The organism is Streptomyces sp. NPDC000151 (genome assembly GCF_040301705.1).
GTDB lineage: Bacteria > Actinomycetota > Actinomycetes > Streptomycetales > Streptomycetaceae > Streptomyces.
In genome coordinates, this window is sequence record NZ_JBEPFC010000001.1 from 132,654 (window position 1) to 146,649 (window position 13,996).

Sequence of the window (13,996 nt, forward strand, 5' to 3'; positions counted from 1 at the left end):
CGCGGTGCCTGGTCATCATGCACCAAGGGCCCGGTCGATCCCCACCGCAACCCCGTCTACCTCCCCGGCCTCTACACCGCCAGCCCGACTGGGGCGATCCGGTCCGTAACACCGTCGCCGCTGTTGCGGACGGGCGTCGGGACGGTGCTGGATGACCAGGCGATGAACGAGTCGGTGGAGGAGTCGTCGGCGGTCGGCGAGCCGTTTGGCGGGTGCTGGCGCGATCACGAGGTGAGGCTGCACCGGAGGGGAGTGAAGGGGTGCGAGCATCCTGCGGCGCGGCGGCTGAGTCTCCCGTTCGAGCCCCCAGCGCTCCCGGGGCGGCCGGACCTGATGCTGTCGGTGACAGCCGAGCCCGTCAGCGAGTCGGCGCGCCGCGTGCGGCTGCTGTCCGACGGGGACGATGCGCATCCCACGCTGGCTGTGCCCACAGCTGTGAGCTGACCTGCTGGTTTTGGGCGGGCCCTGAGCACGTCAGGAGCGGGCTGGGTCGTCCTTGTGTTCCTGGTCAGTAGCGGCCCAGGAGGCGAGCAGGCGCAGGGCGTCGTGCTCGGGTGTACCGGGTTCGGCGCTGTAGGCGGTCAGGGTGAGGCCGGGCTGTGCGGGCAGTTCCATGGCGTCGAAGTCGAGGGTGATCTCGCCGATCACCGGGTGGCGGAAGGGTTTGCGGCCGGTGTGGTGCAGGCGCACGTTGTGTTTCGCCCAGGCCGTGCGGAACTCGTCGCTGCGGGTGACCAGCTCGCCGATCAGTCCGGTCAGCTCGGCGTCGCCCGGGGCGCGGCCGGCTTCGGTGCGCAGCAGCGAGACGGTGGTGTTGACGGCGGCGTTCCAGTCGGGGAAGAAGTCGCGGCTGGTGGGGTCGAGGAACTGGAAGCGGGCGATGTTCACGGGGCGTGCCTGGCTGGTGAAAAGGGGGGCGTAGAGGGCGCGGCCGAGCGGGTTGACCGCGAGGATGTCGAGGCGTCCGTTGCGGATGAAGGCCGGGGCGTCGGTCATGGAGTGCAGGATGCGGGTGAGGCTGGCGGGAACGGGGGTCTTGGTCCTGCGCGGGGTGCGGCGGGCCGGGCGGTGGCGCTGGGCGGCGGCCAGGTCGTGGAGGTGGGCGCGTTCGGCCTCGTCGAGCTGGAGGGCTCGGCTGAGGGCGTCGAGGACTTCCTCCGAGGCGCCCGCGAGCCGGCCGCGTTCCAGGCGGGTGTAGTAGTCGATGCTGACACCGGCGAGCAGGGCGACTTCCTCCCGGCGCAGCCCGGGGACGCGGCGGTTGCCGCCGCCGAAGGCGGGCAGCCCGGCCTGCTGCGGGGTGATCTTGGCGCGGCGGGTGGCGAGGAACTCGCGGATCTCGTGGGCGGTGTCCATGCCGTCCAGGCTAGGCGCGGTGGAGCAGGGCTGGGGGGTTCTGTCAGTACCTGTAACGGCAGTGCCTTCCGCACGGCTGTGAGCTGCGGTTTCCTCGATGGTGGCAGTGGATGTGGCTGCGGTCCGCGAAGGGTGGGAACCCGTCTGCGGATGCCGTCGGGACCGGCAGGGCCGACGGTGAGAAGTGCCGCATCCCGTGTTCGAATGATCGTAGGGAGTCCCCTCATGGCGAAGCAGTCCGCACCCCAGGAGCTGGCCGGTATCGCGCCGAAGCTGGTCGAGATCACCAACGAGGTCCTGTTCCAGGACGTGTGGGAGCGGCTCGGGCTGTCGCCGCGGGACCGCAGCCTGGTCACCGTGAGTGTGCTGGCCGCCCTCTACCGCAGCGAGCAACTGCCCTACCACCTGGGTGTGGCCCTGGACAACGGGCTCACGGTGGAGGAGCTGTCCGAGGCGATCACGCACCTGGCCTTCTACGCAGGGTGGCCCAATGCCATGACCGCGATCACGCAGCTCAAGAAGATCGCCGACGAGCGGGCCGCCTGATCACCGGCGCGACCCGCGCAACGATGCCCCGCACGGTCAGCGGGGCGTGTCGAAATCAACGGAGAGAACGAGATGTCCGTCAACGGATTTGATCAGATCTTCCCCCTCGGGGAGAAGAACGACGCCTTCGCGCAGTACTTCATCGGCCAGAGCTACCTGGCTCCGCTCGCCTCGGGGAGCGTTCCCGTCAGCAACGTCTCCTTCGAGCCGGGCTGCCGCAACAACTGGCACATCCACCACGGCACGGGCGGCGGCGGTGACCAGATCCTGCTGTGCACGGCGGGCAGCGGCTGGTACCAGGCCGAGGGCGAGGACCCCGTCAGCATGGAGCCGGGAACGGTGGTCCGCGTTCCGGCGGGCACGAAGCACTGGCACGGCGCGAAGGCCGACTCGTGGTTCTCCCACGTCGCCTTCATCACGCCGGGCGAGGACGTCAGCAACGAATGGCTTGAGCCCGTAACCGACGAGGTGTACTGCAAGCTGCCGAAGAACGGAGCGACCGCATGACCATCCTGGACGAGACCTACACGCTGGCAGGCGGCGTCGAGATTCCCAGGCTGGGGCTCGGTACCTGGTTCATCGACGACGACCAGGCGGCCGAGGCGGTCCGCACGGCCGTGGAGATCGGCTACCGCAACATCGACACCGCCCAGGCCTACGGAAACGAGCGCGGCGTCGGCGAGGGCGTGCGCACCGCCGCAGTACCCCGCGACGAGCTGTTCGTCTCGACCAAGCTCGCCGCGGAGATCAAGGACTACGACCAAGCGGTCGCCGCGATCGACGGCTCTCTCGCCACGCTGGGCCTGGACCACATCGACCTGATGATGATCCACAGCCCGCAGCCGTGGGACGACTTCCGGGGCGGCGACTACGCCGAGGGCAACCGCGAGGCATGGCGTGCCCTGGAGGAAGCCCACCGGGCCGGCAAGATCCGGTCCATCGGCGTCTCCAACTTCCGGCAGCGCGATCTGGAGAACATCCTGCGGGGCGCGACCGTCGTCCCGCACGTGAACCAGCTGCTCGTGCACGCCGGGAACACCCCCTCCGACCTCCTGGCCTACTGCGAGAGCAAGCAGATCCTCGTCGAGGCGTACTCTCCGATCGCCCACGGCGCGATCCTGAAGAACGCCGAAGTCCAGGCGATGGCAGAGAAGTACGGCGTGTCCGTCCCCCAGCTGTGCATCCGCTACACCCTTCAGCTGGGCACCGTGTCGCTGCCCAAGACGGCGAACCCCGAGCACATGCGCTCCAACGCTGAGGTCGACTTCCAGATCTCCGACGACGACATGGACGCCCTGCGGGACCTGCGCGACGTGGACTACGGCGAGCACAGCGCCTTCCCCGTCTACAGCGGCAAGTGACACCGGACGAGAGCCACCTGGAGCCGGCACGGGTTCGGCCATGACGCACCGAGCCGGACGCATCCGCGCCGAGGTGCCAATGCGGGAGCCGCGCGGATCGGATTCGTGATCACACAGCGCCCCGGCCTCCTCATCCACACCTCCTGAAAGGCTCACCATGACCACGTTCGCACTGGTCGGCGCAGGACCCGGTCTGGGTCTGGCCGCCGCCCGCCGCTTCGGCAAGGCGGGGCACACCGTCGCACTCCTGGCCCGCGACCGGGGGCACCTCGATGACCTGGTGGTCGCGCTGGACGGCGACGGAATCCGGGCCCCGCGGCTACAGTGCCGATGTCCTCAACCCCGACGCGCTGGCCGGCGCCCTGCGCACGGCTGCCGAAGACCTGGGGCCGATCGAGATCCTGCAATACAGCCCCGTGCCACGGCCCGACTTCATGAAGCCCGTGCTGGAGACCACAGCCGCCGACTTGGACGCCTCGCTGGCGTTCTCCGTGAAAGCCCCGGTCACCTGCGTGAACGTGGTCCTGCCGGGGATGCGGGACCTCGGTCGGGGCACGCTGCTGTTCGTCAACGGCGGCAGCGCCGTACGCCCCAAGGGCAGCGTAGCCGGAACTTCGATCGCGTTCGCCGGCGAGAGCGCCTACGCACACCTGCTCCACACCGCGCTCGCGCCGGAGGACATCCACGTCACTCAGCTGATCGTCCCCGGAGCGATCAGCCCTGACTCCGCGACCTCCAGCCCCGAGGTCCTGGCCGAGCGGCTGTACGGCCTGCACACCGCCCGCGACGGCTTCCGACACTACGCCGAGCCCATGCCCGACCCGCAGGACAGCACCCCATGACTTCCACCCTCCGCCGGGCCCTGACGACCACCGCCATTGCCGGCGCGCTGCTGCCGGCCGCGACCGCCTGCTCCGACGGCTCAGCCGAGCAGGCCCCCGCCACCGGCTCCGCATCGTCGTCCGCCCCGGCCTCCGCACAGACTTCGGCATCAGCGAGTCCGACCGGCTCAGACAGGAACGCTCCAATGGACATCCGCGTCACCCTCGACGGCCGGCCCGTCGGCGCGACCCTGAACGACAGCCCCGCCGCCCGCGACTTCGTCTCCCTGCTCCCGCTCCACCTGGACCTGGAGGACTTCCACAGAACCGAGCGGATCGCCGACCCGCCGCGCAAGCTGACCACCGACAACGCCCCCGAACCGCAAGCACCCAAGACCGGGGACCTCACCTACTACGCCCCGTGGGGCAACCTCGCCATCTTCTACAAGGATGGCCCCTCCGCCTCCGAGGACCTGCTGATCCTCGGCCACATCGACGCCGATGCCCGCCAACTGTCCCAGGCGGACCGCATCACCATCGAGGCCGCCTCCTGACCCCGACCACTACTCCTCTCGTATGGGAAGAAGCACTTCGCCCTCGCCCTCAGCGGAACAGGCAGCCCCACGTGCATCGTCGCCCAGCGCGCCCAGACCACCGAGCAGCCTGCGGGGCAGACGCCGGCGGCAACCTCGCACCGAACAACGTCCGCCCCGCACGACCTCGTTGGGAGAAACCCTGATGAACCCCACCTACGACTTCACCGGCAAGGTCGCCTTCATCACCGGCGCCGGCTCCGGCATGGGCCTGGCCACAGCCCGCGCCTTCGCCGCCTCGGGAGCCGCCGTCGCCCTCGCCGACATCGACGCGGACGCCGTCAACGCCGCCGCCAAGCAGCTTGCCGACGACGGCCACCAGGCCCTTGCCCTGGTCTGCGACGTCGCCGACGAGAACCAGATCGCGGCAGCCGTCGACCGCACCGTGGAGACCTTCGGACGCCTCGACATGGCCTACAACAACGCCGGCATCATGCCCCCGCCCACCGACGCGGCCGACGAGATCGCCGAACAGTTCGACCGCGTCCAGAACATCAACCTGCGCGGCATCTGGGCGTCCATGAAGCACGAGCTGCGCCACATGCGCGACCAGGGCAGCGGCACCATCGTCAACTGCTCAAGTCTCGGCGGCCTCGTCGGCAACCCCGGCCGCGCCGCCTACCACGCCACCAAGCACGGCGTGCTCGGCCTGACCAAGAGCACCGCCCTCGAATACGGCTCCCGCGGCGTCCGCGTCAACGCCGTCTGTCCCGGCACCATCAGCACCCCCATGGTCGACGCCATGATCGAAGGCGGAGAACTCAACCGCGACCAGGCCGAAGCCGGGCAGGCCATCGACCGCCTCGGCACCGCCGACGAGATCGCCCAGGCCGTCCTGTGGCTGTGCAGCGACGGCGCCAGCTACGTCACCGGCATCGCTCTCCCCGTCGACGGCGGCTACACCGCCCAGTGACGTCGCTGGCCGGAAGAGCGAGGCAAAGTCCCGTAAATGATCTTTGCTGAGCCGGGGACACGGATGCTGTCGGGCGGGTGGTTTGCTCAGCCCGTCAGGGCGAGGTTGTGCAGGCGTGCGATGTCGAGTATCGCGTGGTGCACACCGTCGCCCTTGAGGCGGCAGTCGCGCAGGATCTTCCAGCCCTTCATACGGGCGAAAGCATGCTCAACGCGTGCGCGAACTCGCTTGTGGGAGCGGTTGTGTTCCCGCTTCCAGCCCGGGAGTTCGACCTGACCTTCCGCGCGGCGGTGCGGCATTACCAGGCCGGTGCCGGGGTAGCCGCCGTCGGCGATGGTCGTCGTGGTGCCGACGGCGTCCTTCGCGCCGGACTCCGCCCACGCCTTGCAGTCGTTGCGGTTGCCGGGCAGCGGCCGGCCGACCACGATGACGAGCCGGGTGTCGGCGTCGATGACGATCTGGTGGTTGGTCGAGTGGCGGTAGTTCTTCGACTGCTCGGCCATCGTGTGGTCGCGGGTGGGCACGAGGGTGCCGTCCACGATGAGCACGGTGTCCTTCGCGAACCGCTTGCGCGGCTGAAGCGCGAGCTTGGGGCCTAGGTGATCGATGATGCGGTCGGCAGCCGACTTGGAGACGCCGAAGAGCGGAGCGAGCCGGCGCAGCGTCAAGTTCGTGCGCCAGTAAGCGGTGACCAGCAGAACCCGGCCCTTCAGGGGCAGGCTCCACGGACGTCCGAGCCGTGCCTCGTTCGCGGTCTCGCGGCGCACCAGGGTCACCAACTTGCCGAAGCAGCGCGGGCTCAGCCCGCTGAAAGGGGCTGTCCAGGACGGCTCCGACGCCGTGATCACACCAGCCACGCCAAGACCATCTCAGCCGTGACCAGGCATTATAGGACAACCAACCCTTAGGGTATGCAGCATGACGCTGCAACTTGTTCAGGTGAACCTCAAGGCCCGGGACGACTCGGCGCTCGGCCAGTTCTGGGCGGAGGCGCTCGGCTGGGGTGTTTCCAGCGAAGGCCCTGGAGTCACCAACCTGGAACCCGTGGGCTTCGACTGGCCGGACCCGTCCGCCGTCTGCGTCGATCTCGTCCGCGTCCCGGACCCGGAGACGGTGAAGTACCGCGTGCACATCGAACTCGCTACCACCTCCGACGCCCATCAGGCGGAGTTGGTAGCACGCCTGAAAGACCTCGGGGCGACGCCCGTCGACGTGGGCCAGGGCGACGTGCCGCGGACGATGTTGGCCGACCCGGAAGGCAACGTGTTCAGCGTCCTGGAGCCCCGAGAGCTCTACCGGGACACCGGGCCCATAGCCGCCGTGGTCGTCGACTGCGCCGACCCACGGGCCATGGTCCGGTTCTGGGGCGAGGCGATCGACTGGACCGTCCATGAGCTGACCGACGACCGCGCCCTGCTGCGCTCCGTCAAGCACGTCGGGCCGTACCTGGAGTTTCGCCGCACGCCGGATGACAAGGTCGTATGGAGCCGCGTCCATCTCGACGTGATGTCCGACCCTGTCGAGGATCAGGCGAAGGAGGTCGCCCGGCTCGAAGGTCTCGGCGCGACACGGGCCGATGTGGGTCAGGGTGACGTCTCCTGGGTCGTCCTCGCCGACCCGGAGGGCAACAAGTTCTGCGTCCTCGGCCGGGGCTGACGCGGAGCTCCGTCCGCTCCCGCGCGGCGGTGCGCACCGCCGCGCGGAAGGCCAGGCCGAACTCCCGGGCTGGAAACGGGAACACAACCGCTCCCACAAGCGAGTTCGCGCACGCGTTGAGCATACTTTCGCCCGTATGAAGGGCTGGAAGATCCTGCGCGACTGCCGCCTCAAGGACGACGGTGTGCACCACGCGATACTCGCCATCGCACGCCTGCACAACCCCGCCCTGACGGGCTGAGCAAACCACCCGCCCGACAGCATCCGTGTCCCCGGCTCAGCAAAGATCATTTACGGGACAACCCTTAGTGGGCGATCTCTTCGGGTGTTTTCCACGATGGGGCGAGACGTTCCTTCACGGTCTCACTGCGATTGAATCCTTGGAGTGGAGGAGTAGGGAGAATCATGATGTGGTGGAGGTATCGCCTGATTATCGCACGTCGTTGATGTAGCGTACCTCCTTCCCAATTCTGGATGAGTTGATCGATTGAGATGTTGGGAGGTGGGTTGCCTTCCAGCTCTTCTATCTGTGTGCGAGCCCTGGATATCTTCCGGTTCAGCCCGGAGAGCATCGCGAAGTAGTCCTCTTCGGACAGGTCCGTCTCATGAAGGGCTCCGCTGGACCAGCGTTGAATGAGATCGCTTTTCCGAGCGAGGTCTTGGTCCACACGTGCCTGCAGGGCCGTCATGGCGTCAGCAGTGCTCTCCTGGTTGTCTGCCGCAGTTCGGAGCTGCTTGCGCAGGAAGGCGCTGATGGCTTCTTCAATTGCCGCATCTGTGGTGCCGGCAACGATGGATGTTCCGCCGCAGCCTCCTCGGACGGTGGGTGGGCAGATGTAGTCGCGGACGACCTTCCTGTCTTGCGTTGCTTGTAGGCGTGGCCGACCAGGCCACGATCGCACTTTGAGCAGCGGAGGACGGCCGAGAGGAAGTACTTTCGAACAGGGGCGGGTCGGGCCTTGCCGGGCTGGATGCCGGCCTGTTGGCGGCGCCGCTGCAGCTCGAACTGGACCTGCGACCAGAGCTTGGGCGCGATGATGGGTTCCCACGAGCCGAGGTAGGGACGTCCGTCGTCGTCGAAGAGCACCAGTGACCAGCCGTCATCATTCCGCGCGCCTCCGACGCGGTGCCTTCCGCCGTAGGCGACCATTCCTGCATATCGCGGATTGCGCAGCATTTTGTTGATCATGTTGGACGACCAGGTGCGCGCCTCGGGAGGCTTGATTCCCTCGGCGTTGAACCGCCTGGCGATGGCGTATGCGGACTCGCCGGACAGGAAGTCCTGGTAGATGCGGACGACGAGGTCGGCTTCGTCAGGGATCAGCTCGCCCTTGTGCTCTCCCTTGCGGACCCAGCCGTAGGCGATGCGGCCCTGGGCCATGCCGTTCTGGGCGGCTGAGAGGTGTTGGCGCGCCACGCGGCGGGCGGTTTCCTCGGAGGACTTCAGCGCCATCACGCACATCATGCGGGCCATGTGCCGGTCGCTGTCGTTGATCAGGTTCATGCGGCCGCCGGTGGCGCCGGTGACCGGTCGCTTGACGTATTCGACGATGTCGATGAGGTCTTCGAGATCGCGGGGCTGGCGTACGAGGCGGTCGAGGTCGTAGAAGATGACGCCGGCGGCCAGGTCGGCGAGGAGCTGTCGGAACTCCGGGCGCAGGACGATCCAGTCGATGGCCCCGGCGGGGCGGATGACCTTGCGTTTCTTGAAGGCGGAGGTGTCGTTCTCCTTGTAGAGCTTGGCGAACGGTCCCCAGCGCAGACGCTTCCGGGAGTCCTCGGCGTCTTCGAGCTGGCGGTCGACGCCGGCTTCCAGGCCGAAGCGGTCGGAGGAGATGCGCAGGTAGGCGCCGGGACGCTTGGGGGCGTACGCGGCGAGGTGGTCGTAGAGGTTGAGGGTTACCTGACCGCCTCGGGCGTGGGCGGGTACCTCGAAGTCTTCCCAGAGGGGCTGGACGGCTGTCACGGTTCGGCTCCTGGTGCTCGGTGAGTCCGATACCGGGCACTGTCTGCCGAAAGTGGGGGTTGGGTGATGCCGTCGATCTGGGGTTAGCCTGCGCGGTTGCGTCTGGGGATACTGGTGATCATGCGTATCGAGATCGATCCCCAGCAGGTATCCCGCAACGAGTTCTATCGGCTGTTGACCGCTACGGTCTTGCCGCGGCCGATCGCGTGGGTGTCGACGATCGCCGAGGACGGCGGCGTCGCCAACCTGGCCCCGCATTCGTTCTTCACCATCTCGTCCGTCTCGCCGCCGATCGTGCAGTTCACCTCCGTGGGGCGGAAGGACTCGCTGCTCAATGTCGAAGCCAGTGGGGAGTTCGTCGTGAACCTCGCGCCTGAAGGGCTCTTCGAGCAGATCAACGAGACGGCGACGGATTTCCCGCACGGGGTGAGCGAGTTCGAGGAGGTGGGGATCGCCACGGAGCCGAGCCGGTATGTGAAGCCGCCTCGGGTGGCCGCTTCGCCGGTGGCGCTTGAGTGCCGGCTGCACAGCACGCTGCGCTTCGGGGACTCCACGGTCGTCTTCGGGCAGGTCGTGCACGCCGTGGTCGCCGAGGACGTCATGACCGACGGGCATCCGGACATTCGCAAACTGCGCCCGCTGTCCCGGCTGGGCAGGGACGAGTGGGCGACGGTGGGGGAGGTACGGGAGATCTCCCGCATCCGGTACGCGGACTGGGAGGGACCTTCGAACAGCAGCGGTGGCTGAGGGGCTCGTCAGCCATTGATGCGTTGCGGGGCGGCTGGTGTTCCCGGCGAGCGCCGGGCCCGGCCGGGGGCGTCCTGGCGAATTCCGGTGGGTGCCGGTCGGTGGCTACTTCCACATCACGGGGAGGGCTGAGACTCTCCGGTGTTCTGGAGGGAGAGGGTGGAAGAGCAGGAGAGCGGAAGGGCGGTAGGGCGATAGGGCTCGGATCGTTGGCTGGAGGCGATGTGGTCGCAACTGCATCCGCACGTGCGAGTGTGTCCGTCGGTGGGGCCAGTGGGGCCGGTGGGGTCGCTCAGGTGGTGGCTGTGGAACGGCGGACGGCTGCGGGAGGAGGCGTCGGGCAGCGGCTGCGGGCCATGACGTTCAATCTGCGGTACGCCTCGGAGGAGCGGCCGAATTCCTGGGATCGGCGCCGCCCGATCATGCGCGAGCTGCTGCGGCGGGAGGCGCCGCACCTGCTGGGGACGCAGGAGGGACTGTACGGGCAGCTGCAGGAGATCGCGCAGGACCTGGGAGCGCGGTACTCCTGGCTAGGGACCGGGCGTGCGGGCGGCAGCCGCGATGAGTTCGCGGCGATCTTCTATGACACGCGGCGGCTGCGGCCTGTTGAGTACGACCACTTCTGGCTGTCCGGTACGCCGTATGTGATCGGCTCGGCGACCTGGGGAAACACGGTCATCCGGATGGTGACGTGGGTACGCTTCCGCGACCTGTTGGCCGGCACGGACTTCTACGCCCTCAATACCCATCTTGATCATGCGCACCAGGGCTCGCGAGAGCGTTCCGCTGGGCTCATCACCGACCGGCTGCGCGGCCTGGAGGCGGGGCCGCCCAGGATCGTGACCGGCGATTTCAATGTCGCCGCGCACGGGAATCCGGTGTACGAGACGATGCTGCGCGCAGGGTCGCTCGTGGACTCCTGGGACGTGGCGGAGGAGCGCAGCGCGCAGTACGCCACGTTCCACGGCTACCGGCCGCTCGTCCCGGACGGCGACCGCGTGGACTGGCTGCTCACTTCCCCGTCCGTGCGGACGCTGCGCGCCGAGATCAACACCTTCGCGCAGGACGGACAGTATCCGAGTGATCACCTGCCGGTACAGGCAGATGTGGGGTGGTGAGTGGTGAGTGATGGGCGGTGAGCGGGGAGTAGGCGGTGAGGGGGTGGGGGTGGTGCTCAGGTCGTCGAGTGTGTTGGGTGTGTTGCGCGTGAGGGTGGGGTGCTGCCGCGTACGTGGAGGTCCGCCAGGAGGTCACGGGTCGCGGCGGTGACGGCGTCCACGGCCTGGTCGAACACCTCGCGGTTGTGCGCGGCGGGTGCGCGGAATCCGGAGACCTTGCGTACGTACTGCAAGGCCGCAGCGTGAATGTCCTCCTCTGTCACGTCAGGGGTGGTCGGTGGGCGGAGCGTCTTGATACTGCGGCACATGGAGCCAGTCTCCCTCGTCGCGCGGCCGGGCGCGCGACGTGCGGTGTCGTCGTCGTGGCGTCGTCCTGCCGTTGTCCTGTGTCGTCCGTCCTGTACGTCGCCGGTCCGGTCCGGCCCGTCCTGTCTCAGGCCGCCGTGACGATCTCGTCCCGCATCGCCGAGGTCCATGCCGCGAGAAGGTGTGCGTACTCCTCGCGGTCCTCGGCCGTCCAGGCACAGCCACGCCGAGCCCGGACGAACCGCCGTATGCAGTCGTTCACTTCGGCGGCAGAGGGGCGGACTTGGCCCGGAAGGAGATGAGTTGCGGACATGGGACACATATTAGGGGGAAGCACTGACAATCGACTGTGAGTTATGTCTGGGGCCGGATGCCGGATGCCGGATGCCGGATGCCGGATGCCGGACGCCGGGCTGCCGGGCCGTCAGTTCGTGTCGTTCGTCGTCTCGTCCAGCTTGCGCAGCACGCGGGCGGGGTTGCCTACGGCGAGAACGCCCGGCGGCAGGTCCTTGATGACCACCGCACCGGCGCCCACCACGGTGTTCTCACCGATGGTGACGCCCGGACAGACGATCGCCCCGCCCCCGAGCCAGACGTTGTCGCCGATCGTCACCGGTAGGCCCTTCTCCCAACCGGCCCGGCGTCGCTCGGCGTCGAGCTCGTGGGTCGGGGTCAGCAGCTGTACGTTGGGGCCGATCTGGACGTGGGCGCCGATGGTGATGGGCGCGGCATCGAGGAAGACAGCCCCGAAGTTCACGAACGTGCCGGAGCCGATGCTGATGAGGTATCCGTAGTCGCAGTGGAAGGGCGGGCGGATCCGTACGTTCGTACCCACCGAACCGAGCAGCTGCGCCAGCACCGCGTCGCGCCGGGCCGGGTCGTACGTGCCGGGCGTGTGTCCGGCGGTCGCGTTGAACGCCGCGCAGAGTTCGATGCGGCGTTCGGTGTCCGCGAGGAGTTCGGGGTCATCGGCGATGTACCAGTCACCGGCCAGCATGCTGTCCTTGTGTTTGCCCACGGGGCTCCTTCTTCTTCGATCGGCAGGCCCCGGAGCCCGGGCCTGGGCCCCGGGTCGGGCTCCGGCTACGTTTTCGGAGGGGGACGGGTGCGTCAAGGAGTAGGGGAGCGTGGCGAGTTCACTCCTGCGGGCGAATTGCCGACGGCGGGGCCCTTGGAATTGCTGGGCGAACTCGGTGACCGGGGCGTCCCGAAACGGTTCGCCCGGCCGGCGGCGCGCCCGCGGTTGTCAGTGGCCCCCGCTACCGTGAGCAATGTTCCTATCCGAGCTGCTGGCGCTACTCGGACCGGCCCCACTCCCTGACAGCGCGGGGAGTGGGGCCACCGGGAACGACCGATTGCGGGGACACGCGGCCCCGCGCTCGCATGACGATGTAAGCCGCAGCAGCGCAGAGTTGGAGGGCAGCGATGATCAGGAGGAGGACCGGAGCCGGCAGCGCGGTGGCCGCGCCGGTCAGCGCCGCGCCGCAGGCCGCCGCGGAGATCTTCAGCCCTGCCCCCAGCGTGAAGACCTGGGTGCGGACGGACGGTGGCGCGTGGGCGGCGCGAATACGCAGCGTGGCGCTGAGCAAAGGCCCGTCGAACAGCCCCGCTGCTGCGAAGAGCGCAGTGCTCGCGGCGAAGGAAGGGAGCGCGGCGGCGGCCATCAGGGCCAGTCCCGTGCCCACGAGGCTGTAGTTGACGAGGCGCTGTGGCGGCAGGGCCGGATTGCGGCGGGTGAGAAGCAGCGACCCCGCGAGGGCGCCGATCGCGAAGACGGTCATCAGCACGCCGCCGCCCTCCGGCTGCCCGTGGTGTTCGGAGAGGAGTACCGCCGTCGTGGTCAGGCCGCCCACGCCGACGAAGGCGAGAGATGTGGCGGCGGTGATGGCGCGCAGCTCGGGGACGCGCCACATGGCTTCCCCTCCGCTCGCGACGCTCTTCACCAGGCTTCGCGCCGAACTTTTCACCGGATTTTTCACCGGATTTTGCACCGGACTCTTCGCTGGACCTTTTGCTGGACGCTTCGCTGGGGCTTGGGTGCCCGGGGTGCCTGGGGTGTGGTGCAGGGGGAGGACGGTGGTCAGGGACGCGGAGGTAGCTGCGATGACGGCGAGGGCGAGTGTCGCGATGGCGGGGGAGGAGATACCGGCCAGGAGGCTGACGACGGCCGGGCCGGTCACCGAGGCCGCGTTGTACACCGCGGCGTCCAGTGCATACGCACGTGCGCGGCTGGTGTCGTCCGGAGCCAGTACGGCCACGAGGCTCGACAGGCCACCGGAGACGACCGGGCCACAGCTCCCGCCCAGAAGGGCGATCGCCAGCGTCGGGCCGGTGGGCGCTCGGCCGACCGTGAGCGCCAGTCCGCCGATCGCCAGGGCGAAGCCGGTCAGCGCGCCGCAGTAGAAGAGGCGCGGTCGCCGCATCCGCGCCGCGACGGCCCCGGTCAGCGGTGCGGCGACGGCGTGCGGCGCCATCCACATGGTGAGGAGTAACGCCCCGTGCGCCGCACTCCCGGTGCGCTGCATCGCGAGGAGTACCAGCGCGACGGCCATGCCTTCCTCGGCCAGCCGCGCCCCGAACGCCGTCATCAAGTAACGCTTCATGGAACCCGCC

At 68.5% G+C, this 13,996-nt stretch carries 16 protein-coding genes and 2 pseudogenes; 11 read left to right on the forward strand and 7 right to left on the reverse strand.

The genetic code is table 11. From position 1 onward, the window contains the following. Window positions 1–96 precede the first annotated feature (96 nt). Window positions 97–444, forward strand: a complete 348-nt coding sequence (locus ABT381_RS00625; RefSeq protein WP_502965693.1) for an MmyB family transcriptional regulator — start codon at window positions 97–99, stop codon at window positions 442–444. A gap of 30 nt (window positions 445–474) precedes the next feature. Here ABT381_RS00625 and ABT381_RS00630 read toward each other — a convergent pair whose 3' ends face one another. Continuing rightward, window positions 475–1,356 (reverse strand): helix-turn-helix transcriptional regulator, encoded by an 882-nt coding sequence (locus ABT381_RS00630; protein WP_351586040.1) that lies wholly within the window; start codon window positions 1,354–1,356, stop codon window positions 475–477. A gap of 225 nt (window positions 1,357–1,581) precedes the next feature. On the opposite strand from ABT381_RS00630, the gene ABT381_RS00635 reads away from it, so the two are divergent. The 6 genes and pseudogenes from ABT381_RS00635 (at window position 1,582) to ABT381_RS00660 (ending at window position 5,590) form a co-directional block, all read left to right on the forward strand. Continuing rightward, window positions 1,582–1,902 carry a carboxymuconolactone decarboxylase family protein gene (locus ABT381_RS00635; protein ID WP_351586042.1) on the forward strand — a complete coding sequence of 107 codons (321 nt, stop codon included), beginning with the start codon at window positions 1,582–1,584 and terminating at the stop codon, window positions 1,900–1,902. Between the two features lie 72 nt (window positions 1,903–1,974). Further along, a complete protein-coding gene (locus tag ABT381_RS00640; protein ID WP_351586044.1) occupies window positions 1,975–2,409 on the forward strand; it encodes a cupin domain-containing protein in 435 nt (144 codons plus the stop codon). After that, on the forward strand, window positions 2,406–3,263 hold the full coding sequence (locus ABT381_RS00645) for an aldo/keto reductase (RefSeq protein WP_351586046.1): 858 nt from the start codon (window positions 2,406–2,408) through the stop codon (window positions 3,261–3,263). Before ABT381_RS00640 ends, ABT381_RS00645 begins: the two co-directional genes overlap by 4 nt. Before the next feature lie 157 nt (window positions 3,264–3,420). Beyond that, window positions 3,421–4,105: pseudogene (locus ABT381_RS00650) on the forward strand (SDR family NAD(P)-dependent oxidoreductase). Continuing rightward, on the forward strand, window positions 4,102–4,638 hold the full coding sequence (locus ABT381_RS00655; protein WP_351586048.1) for a cyclophilin-like fold protein: 537 nt from the start codon (window positions 4,102–4,104) through the stop codon (window positions 4,636–4,638). The pseudogene ABT381_RS00650 and the gene ABT381_RS00655 overlap by 4 nt, the downstream one beginning before the upstream one ends. 184 nt (window positions 4,639–4,822) lie before the next feature. After that, window positions 4,823–5,590 (forward strand): SDR family NAD(P)-dependent oxidoreductase, encoded by a 768-nt coding sequence (locus tag ABT381_RS00660; RefSeq protein WP_351586050.1) that lies wholly within the window; start codon window positions 4,823–4,825, stop codon window positions 5,588–5,590. An 86-nt stretch (window positions 5,591–5,676) separates the two neighbouring features. Here ABT381_RS00660 and ABT381_RS00665 read toward each other — a convergent pair whose 3' ends face one another. After that, the gene (locus tag ABT381_RS00665; RefSeq protein ID WP_351586052.1) at window positions 5,677–6,447 is read right to left on the reverse strand and encodes a transposase; all 771 of its coding nucleotides are present in this window, start codon (window positions 6,445–6,447) and stop codon (window positions 5,677–5,679) included. A gap of 61 nt (window positions 6,448–6,508) precedes the next feature. On the opposite strand from ABT381_RS00665, the gene ABT381_RS00670 reads away from it, so the two are divergent. Continuing rightward, window positions 6,509–7,246: a VOC family protein gene (locus ABT381_RS00670; protein ID WP_351586054.1), complete on the forward strand. Its 738-nt coding sequence runs from the start codon at window positions 6,509–6,511 to the stop codon at window positions 7,244–7,246. A gap of 34 nt (window positions 7,247–7,280) precedes the next feature. Beyond that, window positions 7,281–7,487 (forward strand): annotated as a pseudogene (locus ABT381_RS00675) (transposase); the annotation flags it as partial. Window positions 7,488–7,931: 444 nt separating this feature from the next. Here ABT381_RS00675 and ABT381_RS00680 read toward each other — a convergent pair. After that, window positions 7,932–9,212 carry a recombinase family protein gene (locus tag ABT381_RS00680; RefSeq protein ID WP_351586056.1) on the reverse strand — a complete coding sequence of 427 codons (1,281 nt, stop codon included), beginning with the start codon at window positions 9,210–9,212 and terminating at the stop codon, window positions 7,932–7,934. 120 nt (window positions 9,213–9,332) lie between these two features. Here ABT381_RS00680 and ABT381_RS00685 point away from each other — a divergent pair, with 120 nt between their 5' ends. Together ABT381_RS00685 and ABT381_RS00690 are read left to right on the forward strand one after the other, a co-directional pair. Beyond that, window positions 9,333–9,959: a flavin reductase family protein gene (locus tag ABT381_RS00685; protein WP_351586058.1), complete on the forward strand. Its 627-nt coding sequence runs from the start codon at window positions 9,333–9,335 to the stop codon at window positions 9,957–9,959. A gap of 296 nt (window positions 9,960–10,255) precedes the next feature. After that, the gene (locus ABT381_RS00690) at window positions 10,256–11,077 is read left to right on the forward strand and encodes an endonuclease/exonuclease/phosphatase family protein (protein WP_351586060.1); all 822 of its coding nucleotides are present in this window, start codon (window positions 10,256–10,258) and stop codon (window positions 11,075–11,077) included. A gap of 56 nt (window positions 11,078–11,133) precedes the next feature. On the opposite strand, the gene ABT381_RS00695 is transcribed toward ABT381_RS00690, so the two are convergent. The 4 genes from ABT381_RS00695 to ABT381_RS00710 all read right to left on the reverse strand — a co-directional run bounded on the left by ABT381_RS00695 (window position 11,134) and on the right by ABT381_RS00710 (window position 13,986). Continuing rightward, window positions 11,134–11,385: a DUF2277 domain-containing protein gene (locus ABT381_RS00695; protein ID WP_351586062.1), complete on the reverse strand. Its 252-nt coding sequence runs from the start codon at window positions 11,383–11,385 to the stop codon at window positions 11,134–11,136. 125 nt (window positions 11,386–11,510) lie between these two features. Then, window positions 11,511–11,696 carry a hypothetical protein gene (locus tag ABT381_RS00700; protein ID WP_351586064.1) on the reverse strand — a complete coding sequence of 62 codons (186 nt, stop codon included), beginning with the start codon at window positions 11,694–11,696 and terminating at the stop codon, window positions 11,511–11,513. Window positions 11,697–11,807: 111 nt separating this feature from the next. Beyond that, entirely contained in the window at window positions 11,808–12,380 is a 573-nt protein-coding gene (locus ABT381_RS00705) for a sugar O-acetyltransferase (protein ID WP_467754523.1), read from the reverse strand. Between the two features lie 298 nt (window positions 12,381–12,678). After that, on the reverse strand, window positions 12,679–13,986 hold the full coding sequence (locus tag ABT381_RS00710; RefSeq protein ID WP_351586068.1) for an MFS transporter: 1,308 nt from the start codon (window positions 13,984–13,986) through the stop codon (window positions 12,679–12,681). Between the last annotated feature and the right edge of the window lie 10 nt (window positions 13,987–13,996).